General features: G+C 65.5%; 16 protein-coding genes and 1 riboswitch. Of the genes, 9 read left to right on the top strand and 7 right to left on the bottom strand.

Translation table 11 applies throughout. From position 1 onward, the window contains the following. The first annotated feature begins 13 nt into the window (after positions 1 to 13). On the top strand, positions 14 to 808 hold the full coding sequence (locus ABZ942_RS41900) for a glucose-1-phosphate cytidylyltransferase (protein ID WP_357391838.1): 795 nt from the start codon (positions 14 to 16) through the stop codon (positions 806 to 808). A gap of 24 nt (positions 809 to 832) precedes the next feature. Here ABZ942_RS41900 and ABZ942_RS41895 read toward each other — a convergent pair whose 3' ends face one another. Genes ABZ942_RS41895 through ABZ942_RS41885 form a run of 3 tightly spaced genes read right to left on the bottom strand, consistent with a single transcriptional unit; the run spans position 833 to position 4,692 of the window. Further along, the gene (locus tag ABZ942_RS41895; protein ID WP_357391837.1) at positions 833 to 2,116 is read right to left on the bottom strand and encodes a hypothetical protein; all 1,284 of its coding nucleotides are present in this window, start codon (positions 2,114 to 2,116) and stop codon (positions 833 to 835) included. Next, the gene (gene rfbC, locus ABZ942_RS41890) at positions 2,113 to 2,661 is read right to left on the bottom strand and encodes a dTDP-4-dehydrorhamnose 3,5-epimerase (RefSeq protein WP_357391836.1); all 549 of its coding nucleotides are present in this window, start codon (positions 2,659 to 2,661) and stop codon (positions 2,113 to 2,115) included. Before rfbC ends, ABZ942_RS41895 begins: the two co-directional genes overlap by 4 nt. Before the next feature lie 30 nt (positions 2,662 to 2,691). Continuing rightward, a complete protein-coding gene (locus ABZ942_RS41885) occupies positions 2,692 to 4,692 on the bottom strand; it encodes a carbamoyltransferase C-terminal domain-containing protein (RefSeq protein WP_357391835.1) in 2,001 nt (666 codons plus the stop codon). A 223-nt stretch (positions 4,693 to 4,915) separates the two neighbouring features. On the opposite strand from ABZ942_RS41885, the gene ABZ942_RS41880 reads away from it, so the two are divergent. The 6 genes from ABZ942_RS41880 (at position 4,916) to ABZ942_RS41855 (ending at position 11,270) form a co-directional block, all read left to right on the top strand. Further along, positions 4,916 to 5,923 (top strand): Gfo/Idh/MocA family oxidoreductase, encoded by a 1,008-nt coding sequence (locus tag ABZ942_RS41880; protein ID WP_357391834.1) that lies wholly within the window; start codon positions 4,916 to 4,918, stop codon positions 5,921 to 5,923. 38 nt (positions 5,924 to 5,961) lie between these two features. After that, positions 5,962 to 6,864, top strand: a complete 903-nt coding sequence (locus tag ABZ942_RS41875; RefSeq protein WP_357391833.1) for a phosphotransferase — start codon at positions 5,962 to 5,964, stop codon at positions 6,862 to 6,864. A 49-nt stretch (positions 6,865 to 6,913) separates the two neighbouring features. Further along, positions 6,914 to 7,675 (top strand): methyltransferase domain-containing protein, encoded by a 762-nt coding sequence (locus ABZ942_RS41870; protein WP_357391832.1) that lies wholly within the window; start codon positions 6,914 to 6,916, stop codon positions 7,673 to 7,675. A gap of 11 nt (positions 7,676 to 7,686) precedes the next feature. Beyond that, a complete protein-coding gene (locus ABZ942_RS41865) occupies positions 7,687 to 8,712 on the top strand; it encodes an SDR family oxidoreductase (protein WP_357391957.1) in 1,026 nt (341 codons plus the stop codon). Positions 8,713 to 8,763: 51 nt separating this feature from the next. Beyond that, positions 8,764 to 9,735 (top strand): phosphotransferase, encoded by a 972-nt coding sequence (locus tag ABZ942_RS41860; RefSeq protein WP_357391831.1) that lies wholly within the window; start codon positions 8,764 to 8,766, stop codon positions 9,733 to 9,735. A 314-nt stretch (positions 9,736 to 10,049) separates the two neighbouring features. Beyond that, on the top strand, positions 10,050 to 11,270 hold the full coding sequence (locus ABZ942_RS41855; protein WP_357391830.1) for a 2-deoxy-scyllo-inosose synthase: 1,221 nt from the start codon (positions 10,050 to 10,052) through the stop codon (positions 11,268 to 11,270). Here the strand turns inward: ABZ942_RS41855 and ABZ942_RS41850 are convergent. Beyond that, entirely contained in the window at positions 11,267 to 12,760 is a 1,494-nt protein-coding gene (locus tag ABZ942_RS41850; protein WP_357391829.1) for a glycosyltransferase family 39 protein, read from the bottom strand. The genes ABZ942_RS41855 and ABZ942_RS41850 overlap by 4 nt on opposite strands. A gap of 197 nt (positions 12,761 to 12,957) precedes the next feature. On the opposite strand from ABZ942_RS41850, the gene ABZ942_RS41845 reads away from it, so the two are divergent. Next, a complete protein-coding gene (locus tag ABZ942_RS41845; RefSeq protein ID WP_357391828.1) occupies positions 12,958 to 13,302 on the top strand; it encodes a YrdB family protein in 345 nt (114 codons plus the stop codon). Between the two features lie 47 nt (positions 13,303 to 13,349). Here ABZ942_RS41845 and ABZ942_RS41840 read toward each other — a convergent pair whose 3' ends face one another. Next, positions 13,350 to 14,765 (bottom strand): FtsW/RodA/SpoVE family cell cycle protein, encoded by a 1,416-nt coding sequence (locus ABZ942_RS41840; RefSeq protein WP_357391827.1) that lies wholly within the window; start codon positions 14,763 to 14,765, stop codon positions 13,350 to 13,352. A gap of 186 nt (positions 14,766 to 14,951) precedes the next feature. Here ABZ942_RS41840 and ABZ942_RS41835 point away from each other — a divergent pair, with 186 nt between their 5' ends. Beyond that, positions 14,952 to 15,971, top strand: coding sequence for a hypothetical protein (locus tag ABZ942_RS41835; RefSeq protein WP_357391826.1), 1,020 nt, complete (start codon positions 14,952 to 14,954; stop codon positions 15,969 to 15,971). A 49-nt stretch (positions 15,972 to 16,020) separates the two neighbouring features. Here the strand turns inward: ABZ942_RS41835 and ABZ942_RS41830 are convergent, their stop codons facing one another. Together ABZ942_RS41830 and ABZ942_RS41825 are read right to left on the bottom strand one after the other, a co-directional pair. Beyond that, a complete protein-coding gene (locus tag ABZ942_RS41830; RefSeq protein ID WP_357391825.1) occupies positions 16,021 to 17,553 on the bottom strand; it encodes a S53 family peptidase in 1,533 nt (510 codons plus the stop codon). A gap of 316 nt (positions 17,554 to 17,869) precedes the next feature. Continuing rightward, positions 17,870 to 18,568 (bottom strand): histidine phosphatase family protein, encoded by a 699-nt coding sequence (locus tag ABZ942_RS41825; RefSeq protein ID WP_357391824.1) that lies wholly within the window; start codon positions 18,566 to 18,568, stop codon positions 17,870 to 17,872. Positions 18,569 to 18,892: 324 nt separating this feature from the next. Then, a riboswitch (M-box (ykoK) riboswitch) is annotated at positions 18,893 to 19,064 on the top strand. Positions 19,065 to 19,251 lie beyond the last annotated feature (187 nt).

The raw sequence follows: 19,251 nt of genomic DNA, 5'->3' as shown, positions 1-19,251 counted from the left end.
AACGGAGACAGACGTGGACCGAGACATTCCCGTGGTGATTCTGTGTGGCGGATACGGCACCCGGATCAGGGAGGCCAGCGAACGCTTGCCGAAGGCGATGGTCGACATCGGCGGCAGGCCGATTCTCTGGCACATCATGAAGATATACGGCCATTTCGGTTACCGGCGCTTCGTGCTGTGCCTCGGCTACAAAGGGTGGGAAGTCAAGCAGTTCTTCATGGATTATCGAACACAGATGTCGGATTTCACGATCTCGTTGTCGGACGAGCATCGTATCGAATTCCATGACGACCGGGCCGATGAGAACTGGGAGATCACCTTCGCGGAGACCGGACTGGAGACCGCGACCGGTGCGCGGCTGCGTCGCGTCCGGGATTACGTCGACACCGCGGACTTCATGATGAGCTACGGCGACGGCGTCGGGAACATCGACCTGAAGGAGCTGGAGAAGGCGCACCGCGACGGCGGGCGAATCGGTACCGTCACCGGCATCCACCCGACGTCGAAGTTCGGCGAGATGGAGGTGTCCGGCGCCGAGGTCGTCGAATTCAACGAAAAGCCCACTCAGGTCAGCGGCTTCGCGTCCGGCGGGTTCTTCATGTTCAAGCGGGAGTTCCTCGACGAGTACTTGGACGACGATCCGATGCTCTGGCTGGAAAGCGAGCCGTTGCAGCGCCTCGCCCGGGACAACCAGTTGACGCTGCACCCGCATCACGACTTCTGGTATGCGATGGACACTTACAAGGATTACCAGCACCTGAACGACCTGTGGGCGACCGGCGACGCACCATGGCGCATCTGGCCATGATGGTCGCCGGCCGCCCACGGCGGTTCAGGCGAACAGCTTCTCCTGTTCCGCGAGGAGGCGGTCGACCAGCCGGCCCGGCGGCACCCGGACCTGGTCATAGGTGAGGACCGCGTCCTTGGGCACGTCGGTCTCGAGCACACAGCCCTCGGCGATGCCCATCGGCAGCAGCTTGGCCGCGGCGGCCGCCAGCTGGGTTTCGGCGACCCCGAACGTGTCGTAGCCACCTAGGCCGTCGAGGGTGTGTCCGGCGCGCAGGTCGCGTTTGGCGGTGGCGACCACCGCAACCCGGGGGCCTTCCGCGGCGGCGATCGTGGCATCGGCGAAGTCGACGGCGCGCGCCACCGTGGTGGGAACCTCGAAGTGGCACAGGTGATATGGCGCGTAGAAGCTGTAGAGCGGTCCCTTGCCCAGCTTGTACAGCTCCAAATAGTGGCGCTGGCGCGGATCGTCGTGCACACCGAGGACATAGACACCCGGACCCGGTCGCGCACCGACCACGTAGTCGACGACACCGCCGAGCGCACGCAATTCGTCGACGTCATAGGCGTCGGTCAGCGCGTCGATGTGCCCGGTGTGGTCGCGGCCGTACATGCCGCGCCGCCCGACCGTGAAGCCGAAAGCGTTGGCGACCACGGCCTGCTCGAACGAGACCTTGGTGCCGTCGGCGAAGCTCGTGACCATGCGCGCGTCCTGACCCCAGCGTTCGGCGAAACCGCGCTGGGTCGTCGGCGTCCGGTACGGATCCTGCAAGCCCTTCACATTCCCGGCGACCAGGGGAGTGACACCGAGCCCCTGCACGAACCGCAGCAGATTCGCTTGGACGCCGGGTTGATCGCCGTCCGCGCCGCTGAACACCACCCCTGCCGCGCGCGCCCGGTGCGCGAGCAACGGGCCGACGGTCGCGTCGAGTTCGGCGTTCATCGTGACGATCGGCAACCGGCGATCGATCGCGGTCACCGTGATGTGCGCGCCGAACTCGACGGCGCCGGTGACATCGACGACGCAGTCCAGCTGTTCGGCGGCGAGCAGTTCGAACGCGTCCTGGACGATCACCGGTTTGTGCGTCCGGATCGCGGCATCGATCTGGCGCGCGGAATCGGCAACCAGGGGCGCGGCGCCGACCTCGGTGTACACCCGTTCGGCATGCGCGAGTGTCCGGTTGGACACGGCGGCCAGCCTCATCCCCGGCACCGAGTTGACGATCTGATTGGCCAGTCCCCGGCCCATGAAACCCGCGCCGATCATGCCGACTCGAATCGGGCGCTGCTGGGCCGCGCGCCTGCGCAGCACCGTATCGACGAGGATCATCGATTCGTCACCCGTTCGTTCGGCAGTAGCGGCCAGCCCCCGTCCTTGGGGGAGACGACCTCGACCGGGACCGGCCAGTCGACGTTCAGCACCGGATCGTCCCAGCGGAGGCCGCTTTCCGCGCTGGGGGTGTAGCTCGCCGACACCTGATACATCGTCTCGGTGTCGTCGGTCAGTGTCAGGTAGGCGTGGGCGAAGTTCTTCGGGACATGCATGGCCAGGCGATTGTCGGCGGACAGCTCCGCTCCGAAATGCCGCAGGTACGTCGGTGAATCCGGGCGCAGGTCGACGATCACGTCGTAGATGGCGCCGCGGATGCAGCGGATCGTCTTGGCCTCGGCATAGGGTTCGCGTTGGAAGTGAAAGCCGCGCAACGTGCCCCGGCGATGGTTGAACGAGATGTTGCAGTTCTCGACGGTCGGCTCGAGCCCGGCCGCGAGGAAGTCCGTTCGGGCGAACGCGCGGGCGAAGAAGCCGCGATCGTCTTCGAGCCGCTGGAGCTCGATCACGGCGGAACCGCTGAGCGGTGTGGTCTGAATCAGCATGGGGCTACCTGTGTCTTTCGTGGTCTGGAGTCAGGATGTGCTGGGACGCAAGGTGAGCAGGCGCTGATCCCACAGGCGCAGCAGCTCGTCCAGCAACCCGTTGTCGGTGGTGGGGACGGTGACGCCCAGTTGGCGCAGCGTGCGCCGGCCGTCGGCCGCGTTCAGGACATCCAGTGCCGCCGAGGAGATCTCGACACCGTGGGCGCGGCCCGCGTCGAGCACGATGCGGTTGGTCACCACCGGCCGCTGCGGGCCGAGTTCGATATCGCGCTGGGAATGCAGCGACGTGCGGGCCATCGGCGTGGGCGTGAGTTCGAGGAACGCTTCGCGTCGCGGCTTGCGTTTGCGCACGACCCAGTCGTCGACGACCAAGGCGTCGAGATCGGTGGTGAGGAACGCGACCACCGCGTCGTCCACCGTTTGCACGATCGGTTCGGCATTGTTGTTGAACGAGGTATTCAATACGACAGGGACACCGGTGATTTCGCCGAAATCGTGAATGAGCTGCCAGTAGGCATCGTTGGTCGCCCGGTTCACCACCTGCACCCGCGCGGTGCCGTCGACGTGCGTGACGGCACCGAGTAGCTCCCGGAATTCGGGCTGCACCTCGACGATCGCGATCATGTAATAGAGGTCCGGTGCGGCCGGCGGAATGTCGAAGAACTTATCCGCGTATTCCTCGAGCACTGACGGCGCGAACGGGCGGTAGCCCTCCCGCTTCTTCACCGCCGCGTTGATCCGGTTCTTGTTCGATTCCGGTCGCGGATCGGCCAGAATGCTGCGATGGCCGAGAGCACGGGGACCGAACTCGGCGGCGCCGCGCACCCAGGCGACGATCTCGCCCGCCGCGATGAACGTCGCGGTCTCCTTGCAGACGTCCTGGCTCTTGCGGAATTCGACGAAATCACCCCACCTCCGCAAGGTCGTCTCGGCCGGCTCCCGGCTGGTGGGCAGCGGTCCGAGGAACAGATGCCGCAGGGGCGACGAACGAAATCGTGCGGGGGCTTCCTGCTGGCAGACCTTCAGCGCGGCGCCCGCAGCGGCCCCGGCATCGTGGGCCGCCGGATCGAAAAAGGTTTCGTCGAAGAGTCCGGAGCGGATGAGGCGCCCGTTCAACGTGGCATTGAGCCCGACCCCGCCGCCCACACACAGCCGGCGATGACCGGTTTCCCGCTGCGCGTGCGAGATCACATGCAGCGCAACGTCTTCGAGCGCCTCCTGGAGACCGGCGGCAAAGTCCTTGTGCTCCTTGGTGAATGGCTCACCCTTGCGCCGTGGCCGGAATTCCGACACCAAGGTGTAGCGCACGCGCTCGAGTTCGAGCTGGTAACCGCCGTTGTCCTCGAGGGTATAGAGCGAGCGGAACAACGAGCGGTATCGGCTCGGATCGCCGTAGGGCGCCAACCCCATCACCTTGTATTCGTCGAACGCGCGGTAGCCGAGCAACTCGATAGACCGTTGATAGAACCGGCCCAGCGAACGCCACTCGTCGAAACTGCGCACGTAGTTGTAGTCCGTGCCCTCCGCGCTGACGATCGTGATGGATTCGCTGTCGCCCTTGCCGTCCATCACCACCACGAGCGCGCTGTCGAAACCGGAATTGTGATACGCGGCGAAACCGTGCGCCGTGTGATGCCGGACGAAGGCGATCCGGTCCGGGTCGACCGCTGTGTCCACGGCCTCGCTCAACCGATCGGTGAGCAGGTCACGAGAGGTGCGCACGGTGAGCTCCGGGTGCTGTAGGTAGATCAGCTGAAGGTCCCGGTCGTTCTCCTCTTCGCCGAAATAGTAGGCGAAGCGGTCGATATCGGCGGCCGTCATGTTCGCCTGCTCCAGGCAACTCCGGATAGCCTCGCGGCAGAAATTACTCGTATGCTTCAATCGAGTGAGCCGCTCCTCCTCGACCGCGGCCACCAGTTGCCCATCGGATATCAATACGGCGGCGGAGTCGTGCCCGAAATTCATCGGCAGTTCCGGCATCGCGGCGCTGCCCGAACCGGAAAATCCACAGGTGAGACCCAAAACATTCATTCAACGTCATCCTTTCTCATCGATATGATCGCCGGGCGCTCTCATCGATGTGGCGGACCCAATTGAACTCGGTGCCGCGGGAATGCGAAAGTTGCTCGGAACGGGGTGCGTTCGACTGCTTACCGCACTCAGTCGAACGGTCCGCTCGCGGTCATTGCGCACATTCCGGGCGCGCTGATAGAAGAGATTTCGCACCGATATTCACCGACAGGAGCTGAGTACGATGACGATTAGGCTGGGTCTTGTCGGCACGGGCCGCATCGGCAGGCCGCACGCGGAAACCCTCGCGATGCTGCCGGGGGTGTCGGGTGTCGTCGTCGCGGACGCTGATCTCGCGCGGGCCAAGGCCACCGCGGCCGAACTGGGTGTCGAATTGGCCGACGACGTCGACGCGCTGCTCGACTCGGACATCGCGGGGCTGGTGATCACCACGTCCACCGGCGCGCATCCGGAACTGATCATCAAGGCAGTGGACCGGGGCATCCTGGTGTTCTGCGAGAAACCGGTCGCCATCGATATCGACGGCACCCTCGAGGTCATTCGGCACCTCGAAAACGTCACAGTCCCAGTGCAAGTCGGCTTCCAGCGGCGCTTCGATACCGGCTATCGGGCGGCTCGCGCGGCCCTGCGGTCGGGCGAGCTCGGCTGGGTGCACACGCTGCGCGCCACCACGTTCGACCAGGTGCCGCCCGCGGCCGAATACATTCCGACCTCCGGTGGCCTGTTCCGTGACTGCGGAATTCACGACTTCGACGCCATCCGCTGGCTGACCGGCAGTGAGGTGACCGAGGTGTACGCGCTGGGCGCCAACCGCGGGGCGCCGTTCTTCGGCGCGGCCGGTGATGTGGATACCGCAGCGGCGGTGCTGCGCCTGGACGACGGTGTGCTGGCGACCGTTTCGCTGGGCCGCTACAACGGCGCGGGCTGCGATGTCCGGCTCGAGGTGCTCGGCTCCCGGGCCAATGCCGTGGTCGGCCTGGACGACCGGGCGCCGCTGCGGTCGGTCGAACCGGATTATCCGGCCTCGTCGATTCCCGCCTATTCGGGCTTCCTGGATCGTTTCCGGCCCGCGTTCACCGAAGAGCTGTCGACCTTCGTTTCCGTCGTCACCGGTGCGGTCGAGAATCCGTGCGGCCCGGCCGAGGTATTGGCGGCGTTCTATATCGCCGAGGCGTGCGAACTCTCCCGGCGGGAGCGCAGGCCGGTCACAGTCGACGAAGTGCGGCGTTGAGCATTCCGAGTCGGTGAACGCGATGCTAACCTTCGATTATGCTCGTTGAGAATCAGCTGGTAAATCGCGAAGATCTCATTCGAATGATGCTCGGCGAGTTCGGTTCCGAATCCGGGCAACTCGAATTCATTCCGTTAGGCGAAGACAGCTGGTCGTATCGGTACGGAAAGTACTGGGTGAGCGTCCGCCGCGATCTCGGCGGGCATTTCCCCGCCGCATACGAGGGCGCCTGGCTGCTTCGGGAAACCGGTATGGAATTCATTCTCGCCCCGCTGCGCGGCCGGAGCGGGCGCATAGTCCATTCGGTGGACGGATTTCCGGTGGTCGTCTTCCCGTATGTCGATCGGCTGACCCACGGTGGCGCCGGCGGCGCGACCCCGGCCCAACTCGAACTGCTCACGCGCAGGGTGGCCGAGGTGCACCGGTGCGAACTCCCGGTTGGTCTGCCGGTCGAGGACTTCCGGCTCCCGTTCGCCGAAGAACTGGAGAAGGCGCTGCTCACCGCGCGCAGCGGCACCGACGTCGGGCCGATGAGCCGGGACCTGCATCGGCTCATCGGCGCCCGGTGGGATTACCTCGAAGCGCAACGCCGGGAGTTCGCCGAGGTGGCCGCGCGGTGTGCGCGGATCTGCCGGGAGGGCGCGAAACACGCACTCACACATGGTGATCCGAGCCGGGCGAACGTGCTGCTCGGCGACGACGTGGTGATCCTCGACTGGGGCGGGTTGATGTGGTCGCCGCCGGAGCGGGACTGGTCGGCCCTCGGCAGGCACTTCGGCGTGCCGCCCCGCGGCCGCGCGGAGATGCTGCGTTTCTACGAATTGCGCTGGACGCTCGCCGAAGTGGCGGAATACACCGGCCGATTCGTGAAACCACATACCGGCGATGCCGATGATCAGGCGATGTGGGAACGGCTCTTACGTTACGTGCCGGCCGAATGAGTATCGCGTGTCTTGCACCCGCTGAGCGCGCCGCTTTAGCATCGGCGATATGGAATCACGTGAGCCGCAGGTGGATTGGGAAGTACTCTTCGGCGGCGACTACGAGTATTTCGATTTTCCGGAACTCGATCACGAACTGACCGCGACGGAAGTGTCGACCATGGTCGAGCTCACCGAATTGAAGCCGGGCATGGCGGTGCTCGACGCGCCCTGCGGGCACGGTCGGCATGCCAACGCGTTCGCCGCGCGTGGTTACGCCGTCGTCGGTGTCGACCGGGACGAGCGGTTTCTCGCGACGGCGAAACGCGATGCCGCGGACCTCGGCGCCGAGGTCGACTACCGTTCGCTCGATCTGCGAGAAATGACGTTCCAGGCCGAATTCGACGCCGCCATTTCGTGGTACAGCTCGTTCGGCTATTTCGACGACGAGACCGACCGGGAGATCCTGCGCCGGTACCGAGTGGCCTTGCGTCCGGGCGGACGGTTTCTGCTCGACATGCAATCCCCGTACCGGCTCATCCCCAGCCTGCGCAACAACTACAACTCACACACCTATGTGCTGCGGCGCGGCGACGACATCGCGCTCGACGTGCTGGAGCTCGACGCCGTGGCCAGCCGCTTCTACGCCGAACGGATCACGATTCGCGGATCCGCGCACCAGCGCGCGCGGTACTGCGTGCGCATGTTCACGGCTCCGGAGATCCTCGAGTGGTTTCGGACGGCGGGTTTCGCCGAGGCGAGGGTGGTGGACGAGACCGGCGGCGACTTCACCGTCACCAGCCGCAGGCTGCGCGTGATCGGCCGCGCGTGACCGCGCCCGGCCTGCGGATCCTGCTGACCGGTCACCAGGGCTACCTGGGGACCGTGCTCGCGCCGATCTTGACCGCCGCCGGGCATACGGTGATCGGCCTCGACAGCGGCCTGTACGCGGATTGTGTACTCGGCGAACTGGATTCGCCCGATGTGCCAGGGCTGGCCGTCGACCTGCGTGAGGTCACCGTGGAAACACTGCGCGGTTTCGACGCGGTGGTGCACTTGGCGGCCTTGTCCAACGATCCGCTCGGCTCGCTGGCTCCGGAGGTCACCTACGACATCAACCACCACGCCGCCACCCGCTTGGCCGCCTCGGCCAAGGCCGCCGGGGTGCGGCGCTTCATCTACGCCTCGACCTGCTCGGTGTACGGCGCGCAAGCCGGTGACGCGCTGGTCGACGAGGACGCCCCGCTCAAACCGGTTACGCCGTACGCGATCTCGAAGGTCCGGGTGGAAGACGACCTCGTCGACCTCGCTGACGCGGACTTCGCCCCGGTCTCGTTGCGCAACGCCACCGCGTTCGGTTTCTCGCCCCGGCTGCGCGCCGACATCGTGCTGAACAACCTGGTCGGCCGGGCCGTGCTCACCGGCCGGGTCACCGTGCTCTCCGACGGCACGCCGTGGCGTCCGCTGGTGCACGCGGAAGACATCGGGCGCGCGGTGCTGGCGGCGCTGGCCGCACCGGCCGACGTGGTGCGCGGCCGCGCGTTCAACATCGGCACCGAGCAGAACAACTGGACGGTCGCCGAGATCGCGCGGGCCGCCGCCGCGGCGGTCCCCGGCTCGGTGCTGGAGATCACCGGCGCCACGGGGCCGGACAATCGTTCCTATCGGGTCGACTTCTCCAGGGCTCGTACGGATCTCGGCTTCGAGGCGACCTGGACCGTCGCGGCCGGCGCGGACCAGCTGGCCGCCGAGTTCCGCGGCCGGGGACTGACCGCCGACCAGTTCGAGCACAGCTTCACCAGGCTCGCAGTGCTCGAACGTAGGCAGCGCGAAGGCAGCCTGGATCGCGAAATGCGGGTTGTTCGATAGCCGTCGGCGCGGACGAGACCCGAACAGGGCGTTGTTGATACTGTGCCCGGCATGCCTGCGACATCATCGGATGAATTGCTCGCCGAACTGCTCGCCCAGGCGGAGCTGCCCGCCGCCGCGTCGTCGAAACCGTTGAGCGGCCGCGGTTTCGACAACGAGATCGCCATCGTGACGCTGGTCGACGACCGCCGCGTGGTGCTACGGCGGTTCCGCGAACCGCGCACTCCCGAATTCAAGCGGGCTCGATTCCTCGCCGATCACGGCGTGCCCGCGCCAGCGTTGCTGGCGGCCAACGAGCAGGCCTCCCTCGTCGCGTTCGTCGACGGCGCGGTGCTGGGCGACCTGATCGATGCGGGACAGGACACCGACCAGGTCTGGCGGCTGGTCGGCGCCGCGTACGCCCGGGTCCACACCGTCGGGTTTCCCGCCGGGCTGGCGGGGGAGGACCTGCCAGCGGATCGAATCGTCCTGGACCTGATCGATCCGGCGGAGCAGCTGCACACGCTGCTCGACGAGGCAGAGCCGCCACTGCGTCGTCTGCTGCCCGAATGCGCGAAACACCTGCCCGCCCTGCATGATCTGGTGCGGGAAACCGCGGATTCGCTGCGGCGGGCGCCGACGGCACTGGGCCACGGCGATATCAACATGTGGAACATCATGGTCGGCTCGGATCAGGCCACGCTCATCGATTGGGACTTCCCGCGCGTCGCCGATCCAGCGAAGGAGATCGCGCTGCTGGACAAGCACGCGTCGCTGTTCAATGGCCGCGGCCTACCGCCCGCGTTCTTCACCGGATACGGTCGCGGGCCGACGGAGCCGAACACGAGCATTCACCGGGTGCTCCAGACGCTGGGCTGGGCGGTCAGTTCGGATTGGGCGGAACTGGACGAGGACCCGCTGGTGCCGGCCGAGCTCAAGGAACTGCGAAATAAGGTGTGGCTGCCGACGCTGTTGAATTACGTTCGCGGACTGCCCGAGCACATCGCACGATTACGCACCGTGATCGACGCGCCCGCGCACTGAGCGAAATCAGCGCGGAAGGGTGCCGAGTCGGGCGCGCCGATAAATAGTCGTCGATTTGCTCGAAGGCCGCAACAATGGCAGTTCGAATCTCGTGGCCTTGACTACCAACTGCCTGGCCGGTTTACTTGATTCCGGACGGAAGCTACGATGGACTGTTTATCGATTATATCGATTACTCTGCGTTATTCAGGGATTCGTTATGTGTGGCGGGATATGTCGTGTCCGCTGCCGGAATTAATCCGCACGAGGGTTGAACAGTGTCCGCTTCGGTTGCAGGGTAAATGCGAAAGCGATCGTGAGAAGATGGAGTATCTATGACGCCCGAGCCGCTCGTAGAAAGTCGCCGACCATTGCAGCTGCGCGAGGTGGCCCTGGGGGACACGGAGCTGCCGTATTACTTCGGCAGCGGATGCATGGACGAGATAGCGCAGAAGATCGATGAGCTCGCCGCCGACCGGATCTTCATCGTTACCGATACCGAGGTGTTCCGCCTGCACGGCGACGCGCTGCTCACCGCGCTGGGCGATCGCACGCCGATATCCGTGCTCACCGGGCAGCCCGGTGAATCGCTGAAATCACTGGAACGGCTCGCCCTGCACATCAAGAAGGTGCTCCGGGAGGGGGCGACCCGGCGCAGCGTCGTCGTCTCCTTCGGTGGTGGCGTTCCGGGTAACCTGGCCGGTGTCATCGCGAGTTTGCTGTTCCGCGGAGTTCGCTTGGTGCACATCCCGACGACCACGGTCTCGGCCATGGATTCGGTGCTGTCGCTGAAGCAGGCGATCAACAGCCCGTTCGGCAAGAACCATATCGGCTCGTACTACCGCCCCGTCGGAATCTACGCCGACGTAAGACTTTTCGAGACCTTGCCGGCGCGCGAGTTGCGGTCCGGGCTCGGCGAGATGACCAAGAATTGCCTCGCGATTCTCCCCGAGCTGGTCGAGCCGATGCAGCGCATCCTGGCGACGGGGGACTTCGGCGGCGACGAGACGTTGCTCTGGCTGCTCGACGCGAGCATCACGGCGAAATGCCTGGTGACGCGCGACGATCCGCACGAGAAGGGCGCGGGCCTGGTGCTCGAGTACGGGCACACGGTCGGGCACGCCATCGAACTGCTCGACCATCGGCAACGCGGCGGGTCCGCGATCTCCCACGGTGAGGCCATCGCGCTGGGAATGCTTGTCGCCGCGCGTGTTTCGCAGGCACGCGGCTGGTTGTCGGCGGACGAGGTCGACGTGCATGACAAGCTGGTCACCGGATTGGGGATAGTTCCGCGCCTGCCGGACGGCGTCTCGGTGAGCGATATCGTGCGACTGATCCGCGACGACAACAAACGCGGGTATCTCTCCGTCGGCGTGGACGAGACCCCGTTCGTTCTGCTCCGCAGGCTCGGCGTGCCGGCGATGACCGGCGCGCTGCCGCTGGTTCCGGTCGACTTCGCCGAGATCGCCTCGGCCCTGGATGGGTTCGGCGCCGATCGCGGTTCTGCCGTGGAGTCCGACCGGGTCGCCACCGGCTCGGTCTATCGGACCGGCTAAGACAGATCCAGCAGCCGCGTCCAGATTACGGACCAGGGCTCGGTCCGGCCGGTGGCGAACCAGATCGGGGTGCCTTGGCTATCGGCTGCCCGGCCGGCGCCGGTCTCCACCGTACCGAGCCGGACGATCTCACTGAACGACCCGTTCAGGACCTCGGGATTCCTTCCGGCGTAAACGATTTCGGTGATTTCGTCGGTCGGCCGGGACAACGGCCAGCACCCCCAGTTGGCGCTGTGTGCGGTCGGAATGCCTTGGGCCGCACCGTAGTACTGGACCGCGCTCGCCAGCCAGCAGGTCTGGGCAAGGACGGGTGCGCCCACTGCCCGGGGGTGCCCGGCACTCGCCTGCGCGATCGACCGCACTGCTTGCGGCCAGCCGAGTTCGCCCACCGGCTGCGGCAGCCACGGGTAAGTGCGCAACTGCTCGACCGTCCACAGCGGCAGCACGAGGATCGCCGAGAGGGCGAGGGTGCCGATCCGGGCCGGCCATGTGGACGTCCATCGCCACCAGGACGCAGCTCCTCGGCGTTCGATCATTACCGCGGAGGCCGCCCAGCACACCGGGAACAAGCCGGCGAGGTAGTACGCCCGGCCTCCGGTGACCAGGAACAACAGTGCCAACACTCCGGTCGCTAGACCGAGGAACCGATAGGGACGCAGCCCAGGCGCACGAACCAGCTGTACGGCGCCGTGGCACAGCAGCGCGGCTCCCGCGACGAAACCCGCCACGGTCAGCACCGAGACCGGGAAGGCCAGCCATCCGTCTCGGTCGGCGCGGTACTCTGCCGACACCGCGCGCATGAAATGCAGTTGCGGCCAGCCATGATTCGCCTGCCACAGCGTCCACGGCAGCGCACCGGCGGCGACGATGGCCGCGCTCGAAGCCAGCGCCCACTTCGATGGCAGCGCTGGTCGCGGACGAACGAAGAACGCACACGGAACGACCACCAACCACAGTGCCAGGATCAGGACCTTGACGTTCACCGCGACCGCGGTGACGATGGCGAGAACCAGCAGCGCCCAGCATGACCGGGTGCGCACCACCCGCACCATGAGCCACGTGGACGCGGTCCACAGCGCCGGATCGAGCGCTGCAGTATGCAGGTGGTGGCCGGCGACCAGATATGCGGGGGAGACTGCGAGCGCACCCGCGGCCATCAACTGTGCTCGGCGTCCGCCGCCGAACTCCCGGGCAATCAACGCGGCCAGCACCACCGCCACGCCGACACCGACCGCGGACGGCAGGCGCAATACCCAGAGCGAGCCCGGAGCGATCATCTCGGCCACCCTGGCTATCAAGGGAACCAGCGCGGGCTGGTCCACGTACGACCAGTCGGGATGTGCTCCGGCCCAAATGAAATAGAGCTCGTCGCCGAAATAGCCGTAACGCGTGGCGCTCGAGCACAGTATCGCCACCACCGTGGCCGCCACAGCGAGGACGGCGCCGACATAGAAGGTGGGAATCCGACGCTCGAGTGCGCGATCGATCATCACGTCATCGTGGTGGGAACGTGTGTGTTCGAACAACTCGAACTCGGCGACGTCGCAACCTCTCGATTCGGGTCAGAGAGCAGACCGCCGCCCTCCTGGAGTGGGCGCGAAGAAGGGCAACTTGACGAAGACGAACCATGAGTGCACACTGCTCTCATTAGAGAGCGATGCTCACATAGGCATGAGGGAGAACAGACATGCACGAAGTCTGGAAATGGGCCAATCTCACGCTGGCATTCGTAATGGAGTTGGTCGCGCTCGCGGCGCTGGCGTTGTGGGGCTGGAAGACCGCCGAAGCGACTCCGGTCAAGTTCGTATTGGCTGTGGGCGCGCCTGTTCTCGCGGCGCTGGCCTGGGGCCTGTTCGCGGCGCCGAATGCGACATTCGACCATCCACTGCTGGCGGTCGTCACCAAAGTCGTGGTCTTCGGCGGCGCCGCGGTCGGATTGTGGGCCGCGAGCTATCGAACGGCCGCGGTCGTCTTCGTGGCTGTCCTGGTCGGGAACCTGCTGGCGATCCGGATCGGGCACATGACCTCGTGAGCACGGCGCATGGTGTTCGGTCAACCGTTCAGGCGTCGCGGCGGTGATCAGTGGGCGGCCCGGTTGACCCGGACGTGAACTGTTTGCGCGTCGGCGATCGCGTTGGGTGGGCGTGGGGGAGGTGTTGGGGCCGTTCGGGAGTCGTGTGAGATCCGGATCAGCAGGGCGATGATGATGTAGTTGGCGAGCAGTGATGAACCGCCGTAGGACATGAACGGGGTGGTCAGGCCGGTCAGTGGGATCAGCTTGGTGACACCGCCGACGACGACGAACAGTTGCCAGCCCAGTGAGAAGGCAAGCCCGCCGCCGAGCAGTTTGCCGAAGGCATCGCGGGTGGTGAGTGCCGCGATGAAGCCGCGGACGGTGATCACCAGGAACACGGCGATGACCGCGGTCAGGCCGACGAGGCCGAGTTCTTCGCCGATGGTGGCGATGATGAAGTCGGTCTTGGCGAACGGCACGCTCTGTGGTTGGCCCGCGCCGATCCCGGTGCCGAACAATCCACCGGTCGCCATCCCGAACAGTGACTGCGAAATCTGGTAGCCGGTGGTGTAATAGGTGGCAAAGGGATCCTGCCACACCTGAACCCGGACGCGGACATGATCGAACAGGTAGTAGGCGATCACGGCGCCGACGGCGAACATGATGATGCCGATGATCAACCAGGACAGTCGCCCGGTGCCGATGTAGATCATCGCGAGCACCGTGCCGAAGATGAGCAGCGAGAATCCCAGATTCTTCTCGTACACCAGCACCAGGACCGAGACGAAGGTGACCAGCAGCAGCGGTGCGAGATCGCGTAGCCGAGGAAAGGTCATGGCGAGCAAACGTGTACCCGCGTTGGTGAACAGCTCCCGGTTGGCGACCAGGAACGCCGCGATGAAAATCAGCAGCAGCACCTTGGCGAACTCGCCGGGCTGAATCGAAAAGCCGTGCAACAGGATCCAGCTCTTGCCGCCGTTGACCTCACTGAACCGTGCTGGCAGCACCGCCGGAATCAGTAGCGCCACAACACCTGTCAGACCGCAGGTGTAACCATAACGCGCGGGGCGGGCGTGGTCGCGGACGAAAGCCAGGATCAGCCCGAACAATACGAGACCGATACCGGTCCAGATCAGTTGACGTCCAGCGTCCGAATCGTCCCCGGCGCCGGAGGCGGCGTGGTCGAGCCGGTCGATCAACACCAGCCCGAGCCCGTTCAACAACACCACACACGGCAGGATCACCGGATCGGCCATGGGTGCCCAGCGCCGCACCGCCAAGTGCGCGAACAGCACGAGCACGGCGAACACCGCGAGCGAACGCACCGTGGTGACGTCGGCGCCGACACCGGCACCGAGCGCCATTGCCGAGCCCGCGCAGGCGGTAAGCACCACTGCCGAGACGCACAAAGCCAACTCCGCGCGGCGCGGGTTGATTCGATCGGACCCGTGCACGCCATGGCGTTCTCGAAACGCGATCACGCCCCACGGTAACGCCTACGGTGGCGGGCCGGCAGCAGCATCACCGGGGAGCAGCGGGGTGTCGGATGACGGGGGCGGAGACCTAGGCCGTTCGAGTGCGTCGCGGGCCGGATCTGTGCCAGGGTGACTTTCGTGTTCAGTAGGGGAACGGCGAGGGTGCGGTGGCGGCCCGAATCGGGGCGACTGGTGACAGTGATGGCCGTCGGCTTCGGGTTGACCGTGGTGATCACCCGGCTCTATCTGATGGCGTCGGGATATCCGAAGATCGGTGGCAGTACCTATCACATCGCGCATGCGCTGTTCGGCGGCCTGCTGCTGGTCATCGCCTGTCTGATGCTGCTGCTCTCGGCCGGGCGAACCGCGTTGCACACCGCGGCCGTGCTGGCGGGGATCGGGCTCGGTCTGTTCATCGATGAGGTCGGCAAATTCATCACGACCGACAACAACTACTTCTTCCCCCTGGCAGCGCCGATCATCTACCTCGCCTTCGTGTTGATTGTGCTGATCGCGCGCTACGCCGCCCGCACCCGCGTGCGGCCGCCAGAACTGGTTTTGGCCGATACCACCGAGCAGATCGGTCAGCAGATCGGAGCGCGGCTCAGCCCGCAGCGGCGAGCCGGGCTGCTCACCCAACTGCAACACCTGGACCGTGGCGCGCTCGGACCGGACCTGATCGAACTCTGCGACGCGCTGACCGACCACCTGAACACCGGGCACGACGATGGTCGCCCCACATTGACAACCCGGATCGCCCGCGCCGCGACCCGAGTCGAGACCGCGCTGCTGCCGTTGGGGTTGCTGCGGATCGGGTTGATCGTGGTGATGATCTGTCACGCCATCTGGACACTGGTACACCTGATCCTGGTCGGCGTGGTCGTCTACGGGTGGCGGTTGCCCTGGAACCAGCTGGACAGAATGCTGGACGTGTCCCAGCATCACGGGTGGAAATCCCTGGTGGGTCTCGGGATCGCCGCAGGCGCCGAGCTGTTGGTCGGCATCGGTTACGCGGCCGGATCGGTAGTGTGGCTGCGAGGTGACGACGAACTCGGTGCGCGGCTGGGCATCTGGTCGAGCATCATCTCCCTGGCCGTTGTCAACGTGCTCGCGAGCTACTTCAGCCAGTTCCTCACCGTATTCACCGCGATCGCCGAGGCCGTCCTGCTGTGGTTGCTGATCCGCTATCGCGCACGAAAACGCCTCGCGTGAATGCGTTTTCGCGAAGACCCCGCAAACAGCGATAGCTGATCAGTGCGTGCTATCCGCGCAGCACGGTCAGCAGTTCGGTACCCACCGGCACGCCCAGTCCGCTGCATGCGTCCCAGCCAGGGCCGGCCGAGTAGGAGCCGTTGCTGCCTTCGGTGATGTCCCGGAAACCCAGTGCGGCTCGGCCTTGCGTCGCACCTTTATAGATCGCCGTTTGCAGCAGTCCCTGCTTGCGGCCGAGATCCTGGGCGAACCGGCACACCAAACCGGCCCACAGTGGGGCGGACGCGCTGGTCCCACCGACGACTTGGGTCGCTCCGTTGACGTAGATCCGGTAGCCGGTCTGCGGATCGGCATCCGCTGCGACATCCGGTACACCACGCCCGGAGCCCGGCACGCCGACGTTGCTCTGCCAGGACGGCACGGGATAGATAGTGCTGACCCCACCACCGGTAGCCGAACTCGGGCCGTCGTTCCAGACGGTCTCCGACTGCACGTTGCCGCTCGAGTCCAGTCGTAGTGTGGTGCCGCCGACACCGAGCACATAGGGACTCGAGGCCGGATAATCGACGTGATCGGCACCGTCGTCGACACCGTCGCCGCTGCCACCGTCGCCCGCCGCGACGGACACAGTGACGCCGAGTGCGTTGCCGTCGGCGAAGGCGGCGTCCATTGCCGCACGACCCTGTGTGGACCACGATTGCTCGGGACCGCCCCAGCTGATACTCACCACGGTCGGCGTGGGAGTGGCATGTACCGCCTGACTTATCGCGTCGAGGAAACCCCGTTCGCTGTTGGGCGCGAAATAGACCAGCTGAGTTGCCCGCTTTGCCATGGAACCCAGAACCTCGATGTCCAGGGTGGTCTCGATGGTCGCACCGTCGGTCCCCGGGCTGTTCGCTGCACCATCGACACTCACCGCGGTGACGTTCGGTGTATCGAGGCCGGCGCTGGTGAAATAGGCGTTCAGGTCGTCGGTGAGGAAGCCGCCGCCGAATTCGAGGATGGCCGCCGTCTGACCGGAGCCGTCGCCGGTGGGAAAGCTGTATACCGTCGCCAATTGCGTTGGGACGTAGGAAGCAGCCGGGTTGACGGCGGTCTGCACATGCGGTCGGGCCATCGGTCGGGTATCCAGGCCGAGCACGGCGGTGACGACACCGTCCAGCACGGCGGGCAGATGGAGGTCTCCGATACGCATGCGGAACTCGATGGCGTTCCCGGTCACCGGATCGGTGCCGCGAACCGCACGCAGTTCTGTGCCGAACAGTTGCTGCGCCACCGATGCCGCAGCCAGTGCCCGCACACGGCGCGACGGGATGTCTTGGTCGACTATTCGCGCACCCGCAGCCGTCAGTGTCGAAGCGACCAGCGTCATGTCGGCAGGGTCCGCCCCGTATTGCGCGGCGAACTCCGCCGAGGTCACCGTCTCACTGCCGGAGATCAATCGCTCGGGCAAAGACCCTCGACGCCGCAGGACGAGAGTGAATCCGATCGTCTCGGCCGGGGTTACCAGACCGAGATCCGTGACACCGGCGATCGGGGCGAGCGAGCTTCCGGGTAACAGGATGTGAGTAGAATCTGTCATGGTTTCTTTCTTTCCAAAAGATTCCAGGATCCTGGCAGAACAGGTTGTTCTGCAACAGGATTCACCGAGGCGCCAGGTTCTCCGCGCAGCCCATGCAAAGTCGTGAAGTTGCCATGCTTCCGAACAGAAGAAGAACAGATACCAGCACCTTACAACCACGCGGCATGGCGGGAACTCGGTATCGAGTAGTTGTGATGTCAACGAATTCAGCTCAACCGCAACATGTTCCACCACTGCGTAGTAGATCACCGGCGGATCGCGATGGCACCCGCCCGAGCGGAACCAGCCTATGTGTAGTGCTGTGGATCCGCGCGGGTCACGGGATCGGCGTCGGGGAATCTCCGGCCAGCAGTATCTCGGGGACCTGGGTGAAGCCCCAGCCGTCACCGCGGCGGGTGAAGACGTACACCATGTCGAAACGCTCGCCCGGCCAGGATTTCGGCGGAGCGGGATCGACCGCACCCAGGTGCTCGACAATCGCGCCGATGCTCTCGTGCTGCCAAGAGATCAGGACCGGGCCGCGGGTACCCGGCAGTGCCGCGACCAGTTCGGCCTCCTGTCCCTTCGTGAACCGGGTGTCCACCGAGACGGATAGCGCTTGCGCGAGCGGGGTCACGGTCTGTTGCGGACGTTTACTGCCGTCACCACCCGGATTCGAAGCGAAAATCGTTGCGGGCCTGGACAACCCCACACGCAGCGGAGCAGGGGTGCCGTCTCCGGCCCGGGGGGCGAACAGTTCTGCCAGCGCCCCGGCCCGGGTCCATCCCCGCACCGTGAGGGATTCGTTGTCCTTGTCGCCGTCCTCGGTGACGCCGCGCGGACCGCCCGAGCCGGTCGGTTTCTCCGCGTGCCGGATGATCATCACCGTATCCGGCAGCGCGCCTACACCCGCCGGGACCGGTGTCGGGGTGGCCCGGGCAGGCTTGGCGCCACCACGACAGGCGGTCAGCCCGATCGTCATGGCCCCGGCGCCCAACGCCGCGAACATGGTCCGTCGATCCAGCTTCGCCTGCATGCGGCGACGCTAGCAGAGCCCTGACGCACCCGTGCCCGGCGATCACGGGCGCGGATCTGCGGTCGGATAACCGCTGCCCCAGCTCCTGCTCGGGAGCCCGGATCCGCTTCGTCGATGTCGAGAGCGCATCTAAAACAGTGATGTCAGGGGTGCCGCGGACCGTGTCCGGCAAAAGGCGTCAGCGCCCCGCGGGAAGCGCTCCGCGCGGAGTGCGAATATCGGGCCGTCAATGAAACCTGTTGAGCCGCAAAGATTCCGCATATTCGCAGCGAACCGACTGGCCTCGACTTGACTTTCGGTGGATACCCACACAACATTGACCAGTCAGCACCTCGCTAGGCGAGGCTCCTGTTCGAACACAGGCCACTGATCCGACGACGTCGAGAGACGCCCAGGGTTAGGACAGGTCTCCCCGGATTAAGGGGCGACCCAAAGTGGCTTCCCCATCCTGGGGATACGTCGTTCAGTGCCGAAGCTCTGACGAGAGGGGTGCCTACCTCGCCGTTCGGCGTTGGTTCCCCTTGTTTTCGCGTGGCTGACGCGATCGGTAGCGACGCCCGCGTGCGTCTTTGCGGCAAGGAGGTGAAGGGACGAATGAAGTCCGGCGATAGTCCGTATCCGAGTACGGATTTGAAATCCCTTTCGTTCCCAGCTTGCTGCGGCTCGATTACTGCCTGATCCCG

It is taken from the genome of Nocardia sp. NPDC046473 (genome assembly GCF_040645995.1).
In the GTDB taxonomy this organism is placed as follows: domain Bacteria; phylum Actinomycetota; class Actinomycetes; order Mycobacteriales; family Mycobacteriaceae; genus Nocardia.
Note: the sequence above shows the minus strand (reverse complement) of the source record. Positions and strands in the feature narration are given on the sequence as shown.